Here is a 17,133-nt window from a genome sequence, read left to right on the forward strand (position 1 = left end):
AACGAATCCGACGCTAAGGCCGGCCAGCGTTGACGGCGGAGGTATCGTGAGGGCCATTGGGGAACCTCCCTGGTTAGTGAACGCATTCGCTTGATGCGCTACCAGGGTCCGGAGCAACGCCCCCGGGAGAGTGCCGAAGCCGATGGCAAGGTCCAACACGGTACGGGAATGCATCCCGTGTCAACTCCAGACGATACACCTCCCTTGCGTCATTCGCCACCCACGCACACGGGCAGCTGTCGACTAACAAGAGATCCCGATGACCCACTCCCAAGCAGCGGGTGACCCGGTGGCCAGGCGGCCCTTCTCGACGGCGGCGCGCTTGATCGGGGGCTTGGCGGTCGGTGCTGTCACGGGTCTGATCGCAGCTTTTTGGGCCCCATGGCAGGCCGTGCCCCTGTTGGTTTGGGTAGCGGCATCGCTGACATGGGTGGCGTCGGTGTGGATAAGCATTACACCGATGGACGCTGTGTCCACGAGCCTGAACGCTACCCGGGAGGATCCGCACGGACCGCCTGCGGATGCCCTGTTGTTATCGGCCAGTGTGGCCAGTCTCGGTGCAGTGGTACTCGGCGTTCTCAAGGCTGCGCACGCACATGGTTCTGAGAAGGTGTTGCTGTTGACCGCTGGCGTCACCACCATCATTGGCTCCTGGGCTGTGGTACACACCGTGTTCACGTTGCGATACGCCGCGCTCTACTACAGAGGTCCCGACGAGGGGGTGAACTTCAACGAGGACGATAAGCCGTGCTATCTGGACTTCGCTTATTTGGCGTTCACCGTTGGGATGACCTACCAGGTGTCAGACACCAACTTGACGACCAAGGCGATGCGCCACACCGCCTTGCGCCATGCCTTGATGTCTTATCTTCTCGGCACCGTCATCATCGCTGCGACGATCAATGTGGCCGCAGGGCTTGCCCATTAGCTGGGCAACGTCGTGGGCGGCGCGCAGTCCGAGGTCGAGGTTGGACGTTCGGCTGAACATCGTTGCGCTCGAGTTGGAGGGGCGGTAGCTAAGGGTCTTTCAAAGAGGAGGTGGGCTGTGTCCTGGAACCTCAAGGGAAGCTACGTCGAGACCTGCTCGTGCGAGCTGATGTGCCCGTGCAACCTGTCCTTCGACCACGGTGCGACCTACGACTTCTGCCGGGTGTGCCTGGTGTTCAACATCCGGGAGGGTGACATCGACGGGACCGGTATCGGCGGACGGCGGGTTGTCCTGATCGCCGATACGCCAAAGGTGATGACCGAGGGCAACTGGCGGCTCGGTGTCTACATCGACGACGCCGCGAGCGACGAGCAGTTCGACAAGCTGATCCAGGTCTTCTCCGGTCAGCTCGGGGGGCCGATGGCGGGTCTCGCTCCGCTTGTCGGCGAGATCCTCGGCGCTGAGCGCGCTGCGATCGAGGTGCGCGACAACGGTCTCGTGCACAGCGTCCGCGTCGGCGACTCGATCGACTTCGAGATCCAGGACATCGTCCCGTTCGGCGTCGAGGACGGCAAGCCGATCCGTTTCGATGGTATGTTCCACCCTGTCGGATCCAACCTCACGATGGCCGAGGCGAAACGTTCGCGCATCAACGCCTTCGGGATCCAATACGAGGGCAAGACCGCCCTCTCGACTGCTGAGTTCGCCTGGAGCGCGTAGTGCTAGCGAGTCAAGGACTGGCGCCGGCTTTCAACGCAGCAAGGGCCAGGCTGGCTCTGGTCCTTCTCCTCTTCCTTCTCGCGGGCGCCTGCTGGTGGTGGACAGTCCACGAGATGAGCGGCATGGACGCCGGGCCGTGGACCGGATTGGGCCGGCTCGGATGGTTCCTAGGTGTATGGGTCGTGATGATGGCCGCGATGATGCTGCCCTCCGTGGCGCCCACGGTCGCGTTGTACTCGAAAATGACACGGTCCGCGTCGCCGCTCTCGGCCCTGTTCTTCTGCAGCGGCTACCTGGCGACGTGGGCGGGAGCAGGTCTGCTCGCCTTTGCGATCGGCAGGGGATCGAGTGCCGTGTTCGGCGGCAGCCTCGCCTGGGGCCAGGCTGGCCGCCCGCTCGCCGGAACCGTCCTGATCGTGGCGGCCGCGTACCAGCTCACCCCGTACAAGGACGTTTGCCTCGGCAAGTGCCGGAGCCCGCTCGGAATGCTGCTCGGCTCGTGGCGCGATGGCTTGGCCGGCGCCCTGCGGATGGGGGCGAAGAACGGAGGGTGGTGCGTCGGCTGCTGCTGGGCGTTGATGGCGTCCCTGTTCGCGCTCGGAGTAATGAGTGTTTCCTGGATGGCCCTGGTCGCCGGTCTGGTTGCGATCGAGAAGACCCTGCCGTGGCGGCGAGCAGCGACCTATGCCACAGCTGTGGTTCTGTCGAGTTTGGGGGTCATGGTGCTCGCCGCGCCGCATGTGTTGCCGCTGCTCACCGTTCCGGGCTCCCGGATGGTGTAGGGGGCATCGGCGACCTGCGGCTAATTGGCAAAGTGGTGTAGAGCGATCGCCAGGGCGGTGGCGACGTTGAGCGAGTCGACTCCGGCGGCCATGGGGATTCGTGCGGTGTGGGTAGCGAGCTTGCGCGCTTCGTCTGTGAGGCCGCTTCCTTCGCTCCCGACGAGCAGAGCCGTTGGTGGCTCGATGTTGACTGCATCGATCGTCACCTGAGCGTGAGGGTCGAGAGCCACTACCGAGAACCCCACCGAGGTGAGCAATCCGAGGCTGCCAGGCCAGGGTTCGAGCCTGGTGAACGGGACGCGCAGCACGTTCCCGAGCGACACCCGGACAGAGCGCCGGTAGAGCGGGTCGCACGAGGTCGGGTCCAGGAGGACTGCGCCGCCGCCTAGGGCCGCTGCGTTGCGGAAGATGGCGCCGAGATTCTCGTGGTCGTTGATGCCTTCGACCACCACGGCTGTGGTCACCCCGGCGAGGACCGTCTCGGGGTCGGGGAGCGGTTGTCTCGCTGCGAGGGCGAGGACGCCGCGGTGCACAGGGTAGCCAGCTATGCCGTCGAAGATCTCTGAGCCGGCTACGTAGACGGGCGCGCCGCGCGACTCGGCTGCGTCCACCATGTCGCGGAGTGCGGCGGCCCGTGATGGTGTCAGGAGCACGGACACGAGCGGCCAGGGTGAGTCGAGGAGTGTCTCGAGCGATCGTGCGCCTTCGATCACGAATACGCCTTCGTCGCGGTCGATGGCTTCGCGCAGTTGCCTGTCGCGTAGGTTGCGGTAGGGGGCTACGCGGGGGTCGTCGGCGTGTTCGATGTCGATGGGCATGGGCTGGTGCCCATGTTGGCAGGGCGACCTCCCTACGGCGTCGAAGGTGCCACCGCGGGGCAGCCGGCCCGTATGTCCGAGCAGGTTACGAGCGATCCGGCCGGCGAGGCCAGCGAGTATTCCGACTCGTAGTAGAACGACACCCGGTTCGCCACCGGCAGACCCGCTATCAGGTACGGCTGGTTGCCGGCAGCGGGATCCGTCGGATCGGCGGCAGCCGCGGTCGGCGAGTAGGCGCCAGCGCCGATCGCATGCGCGTCCGCGCTCGAGTCGAACGTGGTCGCCACCAGTCGCTGGAAGCCGGAGGCGTCGTGGCGCAGGTAGTAGTCGAACCAGGCAAGCGTGTAGTAGAACGCGACCCGCTCTCCGAGGGAGCTCGCCGGCAGGATGTACGGCACGTACGAGTACTCGAGGTGCATCGACGCCCGCAGCGCGACCTGCATCGTGTCGACGCCGGCGGAGGACAGTTGCTTGAAGGCCTGGTCTTTTGCGTGCGGGTCGGGTGGGGAGCTCATCGGGGTCGTGTTGAAGAAGTACTCGGAGTTGAGACCGAGCGCGGGCGTGTGCACCGACGCCGGCGAGGAGCTGCCGTCGCACGTTGTGGCCGGAGCGAGGTTGTCCCACGCGACGATCGCCTTCACCCGCGGGTCGCATTGTCCGACCTGGCTGACAGCTGACGCCCCGAGGGAATGGCCGGCGATGCCCACCTCGCTGGTGTCGAGGTCAGCCCACTCCGGGTTGAACGGATCGAGGTTCTGGCCGACCGACGAGGTCGCCGGCTGACCCGCGATGTACTTCGTGTTCGGGTACGGCGCGGAGGGCGTGGAGAAGAAGAAGTTCAGCGCGTCGGTCGTGCCTTGGTAGAAGTTGTACGACTGCTGAAACGGCACGCCGGTGCAGATCGATCCGGATTGGAGTTGCGAAGGATCCGGTGTGCAAGACGCCGGCAGGGTGTCGGAGCTGCCTTGGCCCTGCACGTCGTAGGTGAGGACCATGTAGCCCGCTTCCGCCAGACCCTCCGCGGCCCAGAAGTACAGCTGCTGGTAACCCTGAATGGACCCGGTGGTTATGACGACGCCGGGGTAGGGGCCTGCGACGCTCGACGGAGGCTCGAACAGGAATCCGTTGAGCTGGGCCCCGTCGCTCGCAGCGAAGCTGACAGGGCGCACCCGTCCTCGGCCCGCGGCCGTCCAGCGATCCAGGGTGCGGAACGGGTCCGCCGTCGTGCCGCCAGGAATGACCTGCGCCAGCGTGATGTGCGGGTGGCCGGGCTCCTCGAACATCGCCACGTTCTGGTTGGCGTACATGGTCGGGGTCTCCTCGCCGAAGACGGCCGCGAACGCGGGGTTGTCGAGCTCGTCAGCGATTCGCTGGTTGGCGCAGTACTGGTTCTCCTCGTCGCGGATCGTCCACGCCTGCGTTCCTGGCGCCGGGTTGCCGGCCGGACCGGTGCAGTCGACCGGTCCGGGCAGGTCATATGGTGCGCCGGCGAGGATGGCCCGGGCGCGCGCTTGGAGCTGCGCGACCGTGGGCGCCGGCGTGGCGCGAACTGCCGGGCTGATGGCCAGCGCAACCAGCGCCACCGCTGCACCGCCGCCGGCCAGCACCCGCTTGCGCCGGCTGAATCGCCTGTCCATCGCCATCCCCCAGTCTTTTCCATCCTTCGGACAATTGTGACGAAACAATACATCCGGACAGAGCCGTTCGAAGGAGGTGCAAGAAAGACCCGACAGCCGCCGGCGCAAGGCCATCGCAGCTTCAAGGACGTCAGACGCAGTCGGCGCAGTATCCGAGGATGTCCAGACGGTGTCCGTGGGGTTGGAATCCCCGGTCGGCGGCGAGCTGCTCCACCGTCTTGCTCACGCTGCGTTCGAAAGAGGCGGGGGGAGTGACGTCGATGACTTTGCCGCAGTGGGTGCACAGCAAGTGATGGTGGTGTTCGGTGAGGTCCTCGGCGAGCTCGAACCGGCCGAACTCGTCATTGGCGGCGACCCGTCGGACCACTCCAGCGGCCTGCAGATCCACCAAGTGCCTATAGGCAGAGCTGCGGGGCAGAACGGGCAGGCTGTCGGCGATGTCGCTGATGCTCACCGGATGCCCGGTCTCGATCAGCAGCTCGACGATGGCGCGCCGCCCACTCGTATAGCGCTGGTCCGCACGCCGGAGACGGTCGGCAATTTCCTCGTGAAGCGTGTCGATCACCTGGCCACCTACCACCTCCACACACTATTGCCATCGGCCGATGGACTTGTGTTGAGACTCAGTCTCAGCCTAGGTTGGTGGCATGGACTCCGGGTGGCGAGCCTTCAGCGGCCGGTGCCGGATCGTGCCGGCTGCTTCGACCGCCGTCGCGCTGATGGCCCTGGCGCCTCTCACCGCCGCCTGCAGCAGCAGTACTTCACCGAGCACACCTGGGGTCATCAATGCCATCGGAGCGCAAAGCCAATACGCGGACGTGTTGTCTCAGATCGGCGGGAAGTACGTGCACGTCTCGTCGATCCTGAACAACCCCAACACCGACCCCCACACCTTCGAATCGTCGCCGAGCATCGCCCGTGAGGTAAGCGCCGCCGAGCTGATCGTCCAGAACGGGCTCGGCTACGACGACTTCATGTCCAAGATCGAGTCGGCCTCGTCGAACTCGGCACGCAAGGTGATCGTGGTCCAGCACGTCATGAACCTGCCGGACAACACACCCGACCCACATCTCTGGTACGACCCGAACACGATGCCGGCCGTGGCCCGGGCGGTGGCCGACGACCTGTCGGTCCTGCAGCCGTCGCACGCCGCCTACTTCCAGTCCAACCTGGCAGCCTTCGACTCGTCGCTCACACCGCTCCACGACGCGATAGCGACCTTCAAGTCCAAGTATGCCGGCACCCCGGTAGCGACCACCGAGCCGGTCGCCGACTATCTGCTGACCGCGATGGGCTTGGACAACCTGACCCCGTTCGGTTTCCAGGCCGACATCATGAACGGCGTGGACCCGACTCCACAGGACATCAGCCTCGAGGAAGCTCTCTTCACCAAGCATCAGGTCAAGGTGTTCTGTTACAACCAGCAGGTGGTCGACAGCCTCACGACCTCGATCCGCCAGGCCGCCATCCGTGCGGGCATACCGGTGGTGGGGGTGTACGAGACCATGCCCACCCCGGGCTATCACTTCCAGAGCTGGATGCTCGCCGAGGTCAACGCCATCGAGAAGGCGGTTAGCGCCGGTACCTCGACGGAGCACCTATGACGACCGGGGAGGGAGCCGTGCTCAGCGTGGAGGGCATCAGCGTCTCCCTGGGCGGCCGCCAGATCCTCGACGACGTGACGTTCGGGGTGGCGGCGGGGGAGTTCACGGGGTTGATCGGCTCGAACGGCGCCGGCAAGACCACCTTGTTGCGGGTGATCCTCGGCCTGCAAACCCCCACTGCCGGCCTGGTCCGCATCGCGGGACGACCCCGGCGGCGTAGGAATACCGCGATCGGCTACGTGCCCCAGAAGGTCCCCCTCGACCCCGATATGCCGATGCGGGCCCGGGACCTGATCGGCCTCGGTCTCGACGGGCACCGCTTCGGGATCCCGATCCCGACGGAGAGGCGGAGGGCGGCAATCGACGAGATGCTCGCCGCGGTTGACGCCGAGTCCTTCGCCGACGCCCGGATCGGCACCCTGTCAGGCGGTGAGCAGCAAAGGATCCTGATCGCGCACGCTCTGATCGGCCGGCCCGGGCTGCTGCTGCTCGACGAGCCATTGGCCAACCTTGACCTCCGCTCGGCGCAGGAGGTCGTGGGCCTGTTGCACCGCATCGCCGTCGAGCAGCGAATCGCGGTGTTGCTGTCGGCGCACGAGATGAACCCGTTACTGCCGGTAATGGACCGGGTGGTCTACCTGGCCGGTGGGCGGGCGGCTACCGGTCCGGCGGAGGAAGTGATCCGATCGGATGTGCTGACCAAGCTGTACGGCCATCACGTCGACGTCCTGCGGGTGCACGGCAGGGTCGTGGTGGTCGCCGGAGATCCTGACGTCACCATCACCGGGCCCGATCTCGCCGCCGACGCGGTCATCTAGGTCATCGAGCCGTGCACTGGGTGATCGAGCCGGGATTCTTCTCCAGCCAGCCCGTCCACACCGCGCTGGCCATCGGTGGCGTGGTCGCGGTGGTGTCGGGCGTGGTCGGGGTGTTCACTGTCATGCGGGGGCAGTCCTTCGCGGGTCACGCTCTCACCGACGTGTCCACTGCCGGCGGCTCGGCGGCCTTCCTCCTCGGGATCAGCCCTCTTCTGGGTTTCATCGGACTCGGGGTGATCGGAGCCGGGTCGATGGACGCCATCGGCGTGCAGCGCGTCCGCGGCCGGGATCTGGTCACCGGCGTCGTCCTCGGTGCGGCCACCGGGCTCGCCGCGCTGCTCCTCTACTTCGACACCACGTCGCATGCCACGACGGGCGCGACCCAGACGATCCTGTTCGGATCCATCTTCTCGGTAGCGCCGGGAACGACACCGGTCGTGGTCGCCTTCAGCCTCGCGACCGTCGCGATCATGGCCGTCCTCTACCGCCCTCTGCTCCTGGCTTCCACGAACCCTGATATGGCCGCCGCCAGAGGGGTTCCGGTGCGGGCCATTGGGCTCTGCTTCATGGCAGCGTTGGCGGTCGCCGTCGGCCTGTCGTCGCTCGCCATCGGGACCATCCTGTCCACCGCTTTGCTTATCGGGCCTGCGGCGACTGCCCTGCGCCTGACCCGACGGGTCGGTGCCGCGGTCGCTGCCGCCGCGGCAATCGGCGTCGCAGCGACGTGGATCGGCGTGCTTCTCGCCTACGACAGTTACTCGTGGGGGTCGAGCCACAAGGGGTTCCCTGTGAGTTTCTTCATCGTGGCTGTGACCTTCCTCGCGTACTTGATCTCAGGGGTGACCCGAGTACGGGCCGGGGCGAGAGAAGGGTGAGCATGTTCTCGGGATTCATGACCAACGCCTGGATCGTGGCCACCATCGTGGCGGTGATCGCGGGCGTCGTCGGGTTCTTCGTGGTGCTTCGCGGTTCGGCGTTCCCCGCGCACGCCATTCCCAACAGTGCCTTCGCCGGTGCCGCGGCTGCGAACGTGTTCGGGTTCAATGCCCTCTTGGGGTTGGCCGGTTTCGCCGCCGCGGCGGCGGTCGGGGTCGCAACGCTGGGACGGCGCGGCCGCCACGACGTGGCCACCGCGCTGGCTCTCGTCATGGGACTTGCCATTGGAGCGGTGTTCTTGAGCAGGTCGCAGGAGTACGAGCCGCGACTGTTCGCACTTCTCTTCGGGGAGGTGCTGGGTGTCTCCACAACCGACCTCTTGCCGGTCGCAGGCCTCGCCCTAGCCTGCATCGCAGGCATACTCGTGCTCTACCGGCCTCTCCTGCTCTCCTCCGCCGTCCCACAGATCGGCGAAGCGCGAGGGGTGAACCCGTTCCGGATCGAGTTGGCCTTCCTCCTGGTCGTCGCGGCCGCGACCGCCATGACCGTACCGGTCGTCGGAGCGTTGCTGATCTTCTCGCTGATGGTCGGCGCGCCGGCAGCGGCGCGGTCGTTGACCAACCGACCTCCGGTGGCGATCATCTTCTCGGTCGTGATCGCCCTGCTCACAGTATGGGTGGCGATTGCTGCGTCCTACACGACCAACTGGCCAATCGGCTTCTTCGTCGGCACGATCAGCGCCGCGGCCTACGCGGCCGGACGGATCTGGTTCAAGTGATGAGACCCTTGCGGACCTGCTGCTTGTCCTTCTTGTCCCGGCGTTTCTCCTTGAGCGTCTTGCCGGATTTCTTCGACGCGACCTTCCGGGGCGACTTGTCAGCCATGTCTACCCCCTTTCGTTGCCCGATCCTACTCTCGGGCGACGCACCCGGGGTGCGCCGTTCACCGCATCGACCAGGGGTCGAACCGGGGGCCTCCCGATGAGATCAGCACGCCGCTGAGGACTTTGAAGTCCTCGAGACACTGGCCGGCCCCGATGGCCACCGACTGCAGAGGGTTCTCGGCGATCCGAACCACCATGCCCGTCTCGGCGCTCAGGTGGGCGTCGAGCCCGTGCAGCAAAGCGCCGCCACCGGTGAGAGCCAAGCCCTGCGCCATGATGTCAGCGGCCAGCTCGGGCGGTGTGTTGTCCAGAGTCTCCTTCAGGGCGTCGACTATGGCCGCCACCGGCTCCTCGAGGGCCCGGCGGATCTCGTCGCTGTTGATGGAGACGGTCCTGGGCAGCCCCGTGAGGAGATCGCGACCACGAACCTCGCCGTAGATCTCCTCTTCGAGTGGGCAGGCGGAACCGAAGGCGATCTTGATCTCTTCCGCCGTGGAGTCACCGACGGCCAGGCTGTACTCCTTCTTGATGAACTGGACGATCGCTTCGTCCATCCGGTCGCCGCCGACGCGTACCGATGTGCTGGTCACGATCCCCCCCAAGGAGATGACCGCCACCTCAGTCGTGCCACCTCCGATATCGACGATGAGGTTCCCGGTCGGCTCATGGACCGGCAGGCCGGCGCCGATCGCGGCGGCCATCGGCTCTTCGATGATGAACGCGGGCTTGCGCGCCCCGGCCAGCTCGGCGACTTCCTGAACTGCCCGCTGCTCTACCGCGGTGATCCCCGACGGAACGCAGATGACCATGCGGGGTTTGGCCACCCGCCGGGCGCCGTGCACCCGGCGGATGAAATAGGCGAGCATCTTCTCGCAGATCTCGAGGTCGGTGATCACCCCGTCGCGGAGGGGTCGGATGACATGTATGTGGCCGGGGGTGCGGCCGATCATGCGCTTGGCCCGCATCCCTACGGCCAGAAGACGCTTGTCTTTGGTGCTGACGGCGACCACCGACGCTTCGTTGAGCACGATCCCCTTGCCGCGCACGTACACGACGGTGTTGGCAGTGCCAAGGTCCACGGCCAGGTCCCGGCCTAAGGAGCCACCAAAGCGGTTACCAGACACGAGCTTGGCCTCCAAATGAGAGGGTCGGAGGCGAGACGTGCCGTCCTACCGCCCAAGACCGATCGCGCGCCTCTCTCTGGGTTCAAGTTAACGCCCCAGCGACCCGAAGCGGCGGGAGGTTCTGGTGGTAGGGTGAGAGTAGCTCAATGTGAGCGATAGCGCCCCTGCTAGACGGGGGAGGATCGGGGGTTCCGATGGGAACCCGCACGTTCAGCACCACGGCCGGCGGTGGCCGGATATGAGCCTCGAGGCGGACGAGCTGATCCGGGACGACGGACGGATCGCCGTGCCTCTCCCGCAACGTCATTGCGGGCGTTGCCAGCGCCCCTTCCTTGGCGACCCGACCTTGTTCTTTCAGACGGATTGGGTGCTGTGCCCCGCATGCGAAGCGATTCTTCTCCCGAACGATCGGTGATGCCCCCTTCGGGAGGGCCTGGCGGATTGGTCATCTGACACTCACTCCGAGGAGGAGCAACCATGCAGAACCATTCAACCCCCAGCGTCGAGTTCACGGTCGACGAAGCGTCGGATGATCCGCTCGCTGAGATCGACCATCTAATGCAAAAGCGAGTCGACGAGGAACGCCGATCGACTGCGCGGAGCGCCGAGCTCCTCGCCGACCGAGTGGAGTTCTCCGCGCAGTTCTCGGCCCTGTGCGACCAGCAGGTGCGGCCTCGGATGGAAGAGATCATCGAGCGTCTCCGCCGCAACGGTGGCGATGGTGCCATCGAGGAGCTCCCCGAGGATGAAAGCCTTCGCCGCGGTCACCGGCTGATCCTCTGGATGTCCCTCGACGGCGAGATCATCGGAACACCCCGCCAGGACCGCCATCCCTACCTGCAACTCGACGCGGATGTGGACAAGCGATCCGTCTCGGTATCGGAAGGCGATATGTGGCAAGGACATGGAGGCAACCGCAGCGGCAGGGTCGGGGAATGGCGAATCTCGGAGATCACTCCAGCGCTGGTCACGAAAGAGGCCCTTGCCGTCCTCCGCCGGTCCGTTCGCGCGCCCTCCACATGATCCACTACTTGTCAGGCGACCAGAGGCAGGGTATAGCCGCGGATGACATTCTCGTAGAAGTTGAGGTGATCGGCGACCATACGATCAGCTGAGAACCGGCCGGCCACGTCTTTGCGGCATTCGTTCCTGTCGAGATTGGCCGAAGCCGCTACGGCCTTGGCGAGAGCGACCTCTCCGGAGCAGATGAAACCGGTCTTGCCGTGCTTGACGATTTCGGGGGCCGCTCCCATTGGGGTGGCGACCACCGGGGTCCCATATGCGAGGGCTTCTATCATCACCATGCCGAAAGGCTCGGGCCAGTCGATCGGGTTGAGCAGGCAGACAGCGCCGCCCAGCAGACCTGCCTTGTCGGCACCTCCGACCTCGCCGACGTAGTCGATCTCGCCGCCGAGGAGCGGCTTGACGTGCCGCTCGAAGTAAAGCAGTTCAGCAGGTTCGGACATCTTCGCCGCGATTCGCAGCGGGATGCCGGCCCGACGGGCGGCTCGAATGGCCGTGGGGACTCCCTTTTCCGGGCACATCCGACCCAAGAACAGCGCGTAGCCACCGTCGCCGCTGCCGGCCGCGAAACGCTCAGGGTCGACTCCGTGGTGGATGACCGCGGCGATCGGGATGTCTGTCGCCTCCGATGCTTGATGGTGGGAGATGGCGATGATCGGGGTGTCGGCCGCGATGGCCCGGTAGTAGTCGCCCAGCTCGCTTTGGAACGGTCCGTGGTTGGTGGTGACGACGGGTAGCCCGGCGAAACGATTCGCGTATACCGGGCCAGCCAATGTGTGGTCGTGGACGATGTCGGTCTTGGTGTCGATGGCGGCCTCATACGCGTGGATTACGTGACGCAGTTCGGTGGCCGAGCCGCCCTTGCCGACTCCGATTGCGGCGGGCAGCACCCAGTCTCGCGGCACGTCGCACGTGCTGTCTCCGGTAGCGAACAGCACGACGTCGTGGCCGGCGCGATGCAGGCCCCGGGCGAGAGTGTCAAGGACCGCCTCGGTACCGCCGTAGGCGGCGGGGGGGACCGCCACCCATGGAGGGGCGATCAGCATGATGCGCATTTCTGTGGTTCCTCTCGAGCGTCAGGACGATCGAGCTTCGCCCTGCGATTCGCCTAGACACCGCGGGCAGACCCAATCCGCCGCTGGGGCAGATGCTCGCCACCCGATAGGGGAGAGATAGGTGATCCTGCAGGCCGTGCAAGTGATCGGCGGGAAACGTCGTCGCAGGTCGATGCCGGGCGTCGAGCGAACGAAGGTGCCCGTGTCGGAGGCTCGTTCGGCACACGACGGATGTGGGACGGGCTGCGAGCCCGAGATGGATGTGGTGACTGTGGCTGGGGTTTCCATCGGGAAACCACCGATCTGCCCTGAGTACGCCAGGGCTGCTAGCAACTCAAGTTTGAGCGCAACAAGCAGCCTACACCTTCGGCAACGCCGACCTGTCAGGAGAAGTCAGAGGCTCCGAGACCAAGGGCGACGGTTTGCGGGTCTCGCTCACCGTCGCCCCGGCGTCTCAGAGGCGGTTCACGTTGGCGGCCTGGAGGCCTTTGGGTCCCTGGGTGGTCTCGTACTCGACCTTTTGGCCTTCGTCGAGATTGCGGTATCCGTTGCCGGCGATGGCGCTGAAGTGTACGAACACGTCAGGGCCGCCGTCGTCTTGGGTGATGAAACCGAAACCTTTTTCACCGTTGAACCATTTCACGGTGCCGGTTGGCATGCGATCCCCTCCTTTCTTCGCCTGAATCGACCCTGGGATCACAGGAATCGCGGCGTGGCTATGGTCAGCCGGAGGGAGATCATTCGATGCTTAAACCCTCGCCACCACTTTACAGTTTCTGGATCCTGCCGTGCGCCGCTGTTCGCCAGGGAGGTAGGGTTTGCTTTCTAGCGTGTGTCGGGAGACGTTGCCTGCTTCCCATTCGCTCAGGCCAAGACCCCGCCGGGGGTGACGCAGAGGAGCGGGAATGGCACGGAATTCCAAGGTGGCCAAGAAGACATCGAGCCGTAAGCCTCGGCCGACAGAAGGAAAGGGTCGGCTGCGGCGTGGCCGCCCTAAGGTGTGCCGATTCTGCTCGGAGCACACGGTCTGGGTGGATTACAAAGACGTGAACGTGCTCGCGCGGTTCCTGAACGACCGTGGCCGCATCAAGGCTCGCGCGGCGACGGGCACGTGCGCCCAGCACCAGCGTGACGTGGCCGTGGCGATCAAGACGGCGCGGGAGCTGGTCCTGCTGCCCTACGCGGTGCGCACCATGTCCGCCGATCCTTCCGATCGGCGCGGCGGCGGCCGGCGCGGCCCTGGCCGGCCAGCGCCGTCGGCCGAGACCGAAGCGTCCCAAGAGGGCGGGTCGGAGATGGACACCGTCGCCGCCGATGGGGTCGAAGACGGAACCGCTGACGAGGCCGTCGACCGCCCGGAGGCAGATGTCGCCGATGACGGCCAGCTCGCTGCAGAAACGGCCGCGACGATCTCATAGCCGCGGCGCCCGAGCCTTCGTCTCGTCGGTGCGAGGCGGAGTTGGTCAGCTCAAGCGGCGCGGCTGCGTCGACGCGATGATCGAGGGCGGCGGGATGCTCGATCGGACGACGGTTGTGGCTCGGGTGCGCCCTTGGAGCCCGGCTTCGGCGAGAGAGGATGACCGATCGCTCGCTGCAGGGCCCTCACGGGTGCCACGTCGGCTGGTGTCACCAAGGAGATGACCACGCCCTCGGCCCCGGCTCGGCCGGTTCGTCCGGACCGGTGCAGGTAGTCCTTTGGGGTGGCGGGCGGGTCGAAATGCACGACGCACCCCACTCCGTCGACGTGGATCCCGCGGGCCGCCACGTCTGTGGCGACCAGCGCCTGGGCCCGTCCGGACGAGAAGGCCTTCAGGGCCCGCTCCCGCTGGGATTGCGTTCGGCCCCCGTGGAGGGCTACGGCTTTGACGCCGGCCGCGACCAGTTGTTTGGCGACCCGGTCGGCGCCGTGTTTGGTGCGGCAGAACACGACTGTCGACCCGTGGGAGGCGACCAAGCCGGCCGCTACGGCCACCCGGTCCTCTCGCATGGTGTCGACCCAGTGGTGGATCGTGGAGGGAGATGTCTGCTCGTCGTCGTCGACCGACACGCGCACTGGTGAGCGCTGATACCGCCTCACCAACGTGTCGACCTCGCCGTCGAGGGTGGCCGAGAAGAGCAGGGTCTGGCGGTCGGGGCGGACCTGGTCGAGGATCGCCTTCACATCTGGCAGGAAGCCCATGTCGGCCATACGGTCGGCCTCGTCGATCACGACGATGGAGACGTCGGCGAGGGTTACAGCTCCACGTCCGATCAGGTCCTTGAGCCGGCCGGGGCAGGCGACGGCGACATCGACCCCGCGGCGCAAGGAGTTGAGCTGGGCGGCGAAGCCGGCACCGCCATAGAAGGCAGCGACGCGGCGGCGACGGTCTGCACCCATCAGCTGGGACATCTCGGCTTCGATCTGTGCGGCCAGTTCCCGGGTGGGCGCCAGTATCAGCGCGCGGGGGCTTCCGGGGCGGGCACGCCCGACCCTGGCGGCGACGGGGATGCCGAAGGCGATGGTCTTCCCGGACCCGGTTGGGGCACGGCCGCAGATGTCCTTGCCTGCCAGGGCGGGGGGGATGGCCAAGGCTTGAATGGGGAACGCCGAGGTTATGCCGCGCACGCGTAGAGAACAGGCGACTTCGGCGGGCACGCCGAGATCGGCGAAAGATGAAGACAACTGAACACTCCTGAGTTAGGCGACCAGCCGGTGCGACCTCAAGAGGGGACACGGGATCGCCGCAAGGTGGGGTGACTCCACCCTAGCTCAACTCAACGATGATCCCGCCGAGTCTTGCGTCAGTCAAGCGTCCTCGAGTATCTGGCTTCGCATGCGGTCGATCGTCTTGAGCTGTCGCGCTCGGTCGAGGTCGCTCTTGGTGGAATCGGCGCGAACTCGCTCGGCGAGGCGATCCAGGCGCGATACCTCCTCGCCGCGGACCCGTTGGCGTTCCGGGTCTGGAAGACCCCGAACCGCCCGGTGGAAGGCGCGCTGCGCGTCGACGCCGCGTTCGAGACCCAAGTCTCTGCTGATGCGAGCGAAGGCGCGCCCCATGCTTCGGAGCCGTAGTACTTCGCTATCAACCGATTCGGACGGCTCCGACATGGCGTCACCTCCTGAGCCTCGAGGCTCGGCCCTACCGGAGGGGACAATTTCCCGACCGCTAATCAAGCGTACCGCTTGCGGTCGTCATCGGCAGGGTGGCCATCGGATACGCTGTGACTCCTGGGCAGGTCTGTGACCCGGAGCAGCAGTCGCCCAAGTTGTCCCGGGTGAATCGAGAGACGAGGACGAGTGCCCACCAAGCGAGCGGCACAACCCGAAGAGGACTTGGTTCGTCTCTACCTCAACGACGTCGGCAAACATGCTCTGCTCACGAGGGAGGACGAGGTCCGGCTGGCTCAGAGCGTCGAAGCCGGCCTGAAGGCCCGAGGCGAGCTGGCTGGTGCGGAAGGCATTGCCCCGTCCCGCCAGCGGGAGTTGCGCAGGCTCATTCGCGACGGCGACAAGGCAGCCGACACTTTCGTCACCGCCAATCTGCGATTGGTGGTCTCCATCGCCAAGAAGTACCACGCGGCCGACCTTCCGCTTCTGGACCTGGTCCAAGAGGGCAACCTCGGACTGATGCACGCGGTGGAGAAATTCGATTGGCGCAAGGGGTTCAAGTTCTCCACCTACGCCACTTGGTGGATCCGCCAGGGCATCACCCGTGGGATCGCCAACAACGGGCGCACCGTGCGCCTCCCTGTCCACGCCGGCGACCTACTCGTCAGGGTGACCAAAGCCCGCGGCCGCCTCGAAGGACAGCTGGGCAGGCGCCCGAGCATCGCGGAGCTGGCTGCCGACCTCGACTTGGACGAGACCAAAGTGACCGAGATCCTCCGTTACGTCGGCGAGCCCGCATCGCTTTCCGAGCCGCTGCGGAGCGACAGCGACGCCGAGCTGGGCGACATCGTCGAAGACCCGACCGCGGTATCGCCCTTCGACGCCGCCGCGTCCGCCCTCCTGGTTGGCGAGGTCGCCAAGATGCTCGAGGTTCTCGACCAGCGCGAGCGCGAAATCCTGCGGCTGCGTTTCGGCCTCGACAAGGGAGAGCCCTGCACCCTCGACGAAGTCGGAGCCCATTTCAACCTGACCCGCGAGCGGATACGCCAGATCGAAGCACGAGCAATGTCCAAGCTTCGCCACCCCATGCTCGACCGCCGGGCCCACGAACTGCTCACCGGCTAGCGCACGCCGGGTTCGCTCTCGGTCATCGCCGTACGGCGCGCACCAGGGCGTCGATCGCGGTCTTCTCGCCTTCATCTGTCTTGACGGTCCTGAGCACCTGCTGCGCCTTGACGATCTCGAGGCCGGCCAGGTCGCCGGCGACGTCGTTGGTGCTGAAGAGCACCGACGGATCCTGCGGGCCGCCGTAGCCCCGGGCGAGGTTGTCGGAGTCATGGCCCACCACCAGGATCGTGCCGCCCGGGGCCAGGCCGGCCGCCATGTTCCGGTACACCTTCCTGCGCCGGTCTGCGGGCAACTGCAGGTAGAAGATGATGACCAGGTCGAAGGCCTCTGAATCGGGTGCCCATTCCATGAGGTCCGCAACGACCCAGTCGACGTCCACACCGCTGCGCCGGCCGAGACGGTCCGCCTTGGCTAGGCCCACCTCGGAGAAGTCGACTCCCGTTGCTCGCCAACCGCGGCTGGCGAGCCAGATCGCGTTGCGACCCTCCCCGCAAGCGACGTCCAGGACCCGCCCAGGCGGCAGGTCGGAGACCTCCTCCACCAAGAAGCGGTTCGGCTCGGCCGACCAGAGCAACTCGTCGCCGGCGTAGCGGGCGTCCCAGTCGTTTCGGTCCATCGTCTGTTACCTCCTCCTCTGGGCGCCGGGGGC

At 66.1% G+C, this 17,133-nt stretch carries 19 protein-coding genes; 10 read left to right on the forward strand and 9 right to left on the reverse strand.

Annotated elements, in window-relative coordinates; translation table 11 throughout:
- Positions 1-391 precede the first annotated feature (391 nt).
- The 3 genes from VNF71_16085 to VNF71_16095 all read left to right on the forward strand — a co-directional run bounded on the left by VNF71_16085 (position 392) and on the right by VNF71_16095 (position 2,430).
- The gene (locus VNF71_16085; protein ID HVA76074.1) at positions 392-928 is read left to right on the forward strand and encodes a DUF1345 domain-containing protein; all 537 of its coding nucleotides are present in this window, start codon (positions 392-394) and stop codon (positions 926-928) included.
- A gap of 117 nt (positions 929-1,045) precedes the next feature.
- Positions 1,046-1,648, forward strand: coding sequence for a DUF1326 domain-containing protein (locus tag VNF71_16090; protein HVA76075.1), 603 nt, complete (start codon positions 1,046-1,048; stop codon positions 1,646-1,648).
- A 113-nt stretch (positions 1,649-1,761) separates the two neighbouring features.
- On the forward strand, positions 1,762-2,430 hold the full coding sequence (locus tag VNF71_16095) for a DUF2182 domain-containing protein (GenBank protein HVA76076.1): 669 nt from the start codon (positions 1,762-1,764) through the stop codon (positions 2,428-2,430).
- A gap of 20 nt (positions 2,431-2,450) precedes the next feature.
- Here the strand turns inward: VNF71_16095 and VNF71_16100 are convergent, their stop codons facing one another.
- The 3 genes from VNF71_16100 to VNF71_16110 all read right to left on the reverse strand — a co-directional run bounded on the left by VNF71_16100 (position 2,451) and on the right by VNF71_16110 (position 5,450).
- Positions 2,451-3,248: an RNA methyltransferase gene (locus tag VNF71_16100; protein ID HVA76077.1), complete on the reverse strand. Its 798-nt coding sequence runs from the start codon at positions 3,246-3,248 to the stop codon at positions 2,451-2,453.
- Positions 3,249-3,280: 32 nt separating this feature from the next.
- Positions 3,281-4,891 carry a hypothetical protein gene (locus VNF71_16105; GenBank protein ID HVA76078.1) on the reverse strand — a complete coding sequence of 537 codons (1,611 nt, stop codon included), beginning with the start codon at positions 4,889-4,891 and terminating at the stop codon, positions 3,281-3,283.
- Between the two features lie 124 nt (positions 4,892-5,015).
- On the reverse strand, positions 5,016-5,450 hold the full coding sequence (locus VNF71_16110) for a transcriptional repressor (GenBank protein ID HVA76079.1): 435 nt from the start codon (positions 5,448-5,450) through the stop codon (positions 5,016-5,018).
- 82 nt (positions 5,451-5,532) lie between these two features.
- Here VNF71_16110 and VNF71_16115 point away from each other — a divergent pair, with 82 nt between their 5' ends.
- Genes VNF71_16115 through VNF71_16130 form a run of 4 tightly spaced genes read left to right on the forward strand, consistent with a single transcriptional unit; the run spans position 5,533 to position 8,961 of the window.
- Positions 5,533-6,489 carry a zinc ABC transporter substrate-binding protein gene (locus VNF71_16115; GenBank protein HVA76080.1) on the forward strand — a complete coding sequence of 319 codons (957 nt, stop codon included), beginning with the start codon at positions 5,533-5,535 and terminating at the stop codon, positions 6,487-6,489.
- Positions 6,486-7,307, forward strand: a complete 822-nt coding sequence (locus VNF71_16120) for a metal ABC transporter ATP-binding protein (GenBank protein ID HVA76081.1) — start codon at positions 6,486-6,488, stop codon at positions 7,305-7,307. Before VNF71_16115 ends, VNF71_16120 begins: the two co-directional genes overlap by 4 nt.
- A gap of 11 nt (positions 7,308-7,318) precedes the next feature.
- Positions 7,319-8,182: a metal ABC transporter permease gene (locus VNF71_16125; protein HVA76082.1), complete on the forward strand. Its 864-nt coding sequence runs from the start codon at positions 7,319-7,321 to the stop codon at positions 8,180-8,182.
- A 2-nt stretch (positions 8,183-8,184) separates the two neighbouring features.
- The gene (locus VNF71_16130; protein HVA76083.1) at positions 8,185-8,961 is read left to right on the forward strand and encodes a metal ABC transporter permease; all 777 of its coding nucleotides are present in this window, start codon (positions 8,185-8,187) and stop codon (positions 8,959-8,961) included.
- A 164-nt stretch (positions 8,962-9,125) separates the two neighbouring features.
- On the opposite strand, the gene VNF71_16135 is transcribed toward VNF71_16130, so the two are convergent.
- A complete protein-coding gene (locus tag VNF71_16135; GenBank protein HVA76084.1) occupies positions 9,126-10,190 on the reverse strand; it encodes a rod shape-determining protein in 1,065 nt (354 codons plus the stop codon).
- A gap of 477 nt (positions 10,191-10,667) precedes the next feature.
- Here VNF71_16135 and VNF71_16140 point away from each other — a divergent pair, with 477 nt between their 5' ends.
- The gene (locus VNF71_16140; GenBank protein HVA76085.1) at positions 10,668-11,213 is read left to right on the forward strand and encodes a hypothetical protein; all 546 of its coding nucleotides are present in this window, start codon (positions 10,668-10,670) and stop codon (positions 11,211-11,213) included.
- Positions 11,214-11,224: 11 nt separating this feature from the next.
- Here VNF71_16140 and VNF71_16145 read toward each other — a convergent pair whose 3' ends face one another.
- Both VNF71_16145 and VNF71_16150 read right to left on the reverse strand, forming a co-directional pair.
- Complete coding sequence (locus VNF71_16145) at positions 11,225-12,268, reverse strand: glycosyltransferase family 4 protein (GenBank protein ID HVA76086.1); 1,044 nt, start codon at positions 12,266-12,268, stop codon at positions 11,225-11,227.
- Positions 12,269-12,722: 454 nt separating this feature from the next.
- Positions 12,723-12,926 (reverse strand): cold-shock protein, encoded by a 204-nt coding sequence (locus VNF71_16150; GenBank protein ID HVA76087.1) that lies wholly within the window; start codon positions 12,924-12,926, stop codon positions 12,723-12,725.
- Positions 12,927-13,173: 247 nt separating this feature from the next.
- Between VNF71_16150 and rpsR the strand changes: the two genes are divergently transcribed.
- Complete coding sequence (gene rpsR / locus VNF71_16155; GenBank protein ID HVA76088.1) at positions 13,174-13,686, forward strand: 30S ribosomal protein S18; 513 nt, start codon at positions 13,174-13,176, stop codon at positions 13,684-13,686.
- A 50-nt stretch (positions 13,687-13,736) separates the two neighbouring features.
- Here rpsR and VNF71_16160 read toward each other — a convergent pair whose 3' ends face one another.
- Positions 13,737-14,873 (reverse strand): DEAD/DEAH box helicase, encoded by a 1,137-nt coding sequence (locus VNF71_16160; protein HVA76089.1) that lies wholly within the window; start codon positions 14,871-14,873, stop codon positions 13,737-13,739.
- Between the two features lie 180 nt (positions 14,874-15,053).
- Entirely contained in the window at positions 15,054-15,305 is a 252-nt protein-coding gene (locus VNF71_16165; GenBank protein HVA76090.1) for a hypothetical protein, read from the reverse strand.
- Positions 15,306-15,545: 240 nt separating this feature from the next.
- Here VNF71_16165 and VNF71_16170 point away from each other — a divergent pair, with 240 nt between their 5' ends.
- Positions 15,546-16,481: a sigma-70 family RNA polymerase sigma factor gene (locus VNF71_16170; GenBank protein HVA76091.1), complete on the forward strand. Its 936-nt coding sequence runs from the start codon at positions 15,546-15,548 to the stop codon at positions 16,479-16,481.
- 22 nt (positions 16,482-16,503) lie between these two features.
- Here the strand turns inward: VNF71_16170 and VNF71_16175 are convergent, their stop codons facing one another.
- Positions 16,504-17,100, reverse strand: a complete 597-nt coding sequence (locus VNF71_16175; protein ID HVA76092.1) for a class I SAM-dependent methyltransferase — start codon at positions 17,098-17,100, stop codon at positions 16,504-16,506.
- Positions 17,101-17,133 lie beyond the last annotated feature (33 nt).

The organism is Acidimicrobiales bacterium (assembly GCA_035533095.1).
Classification (GTDB): Bacteria; Actinomycetota; Acidimicrobiia; order Acidimicrobiales; family Palsa-688; genus DATLUM01.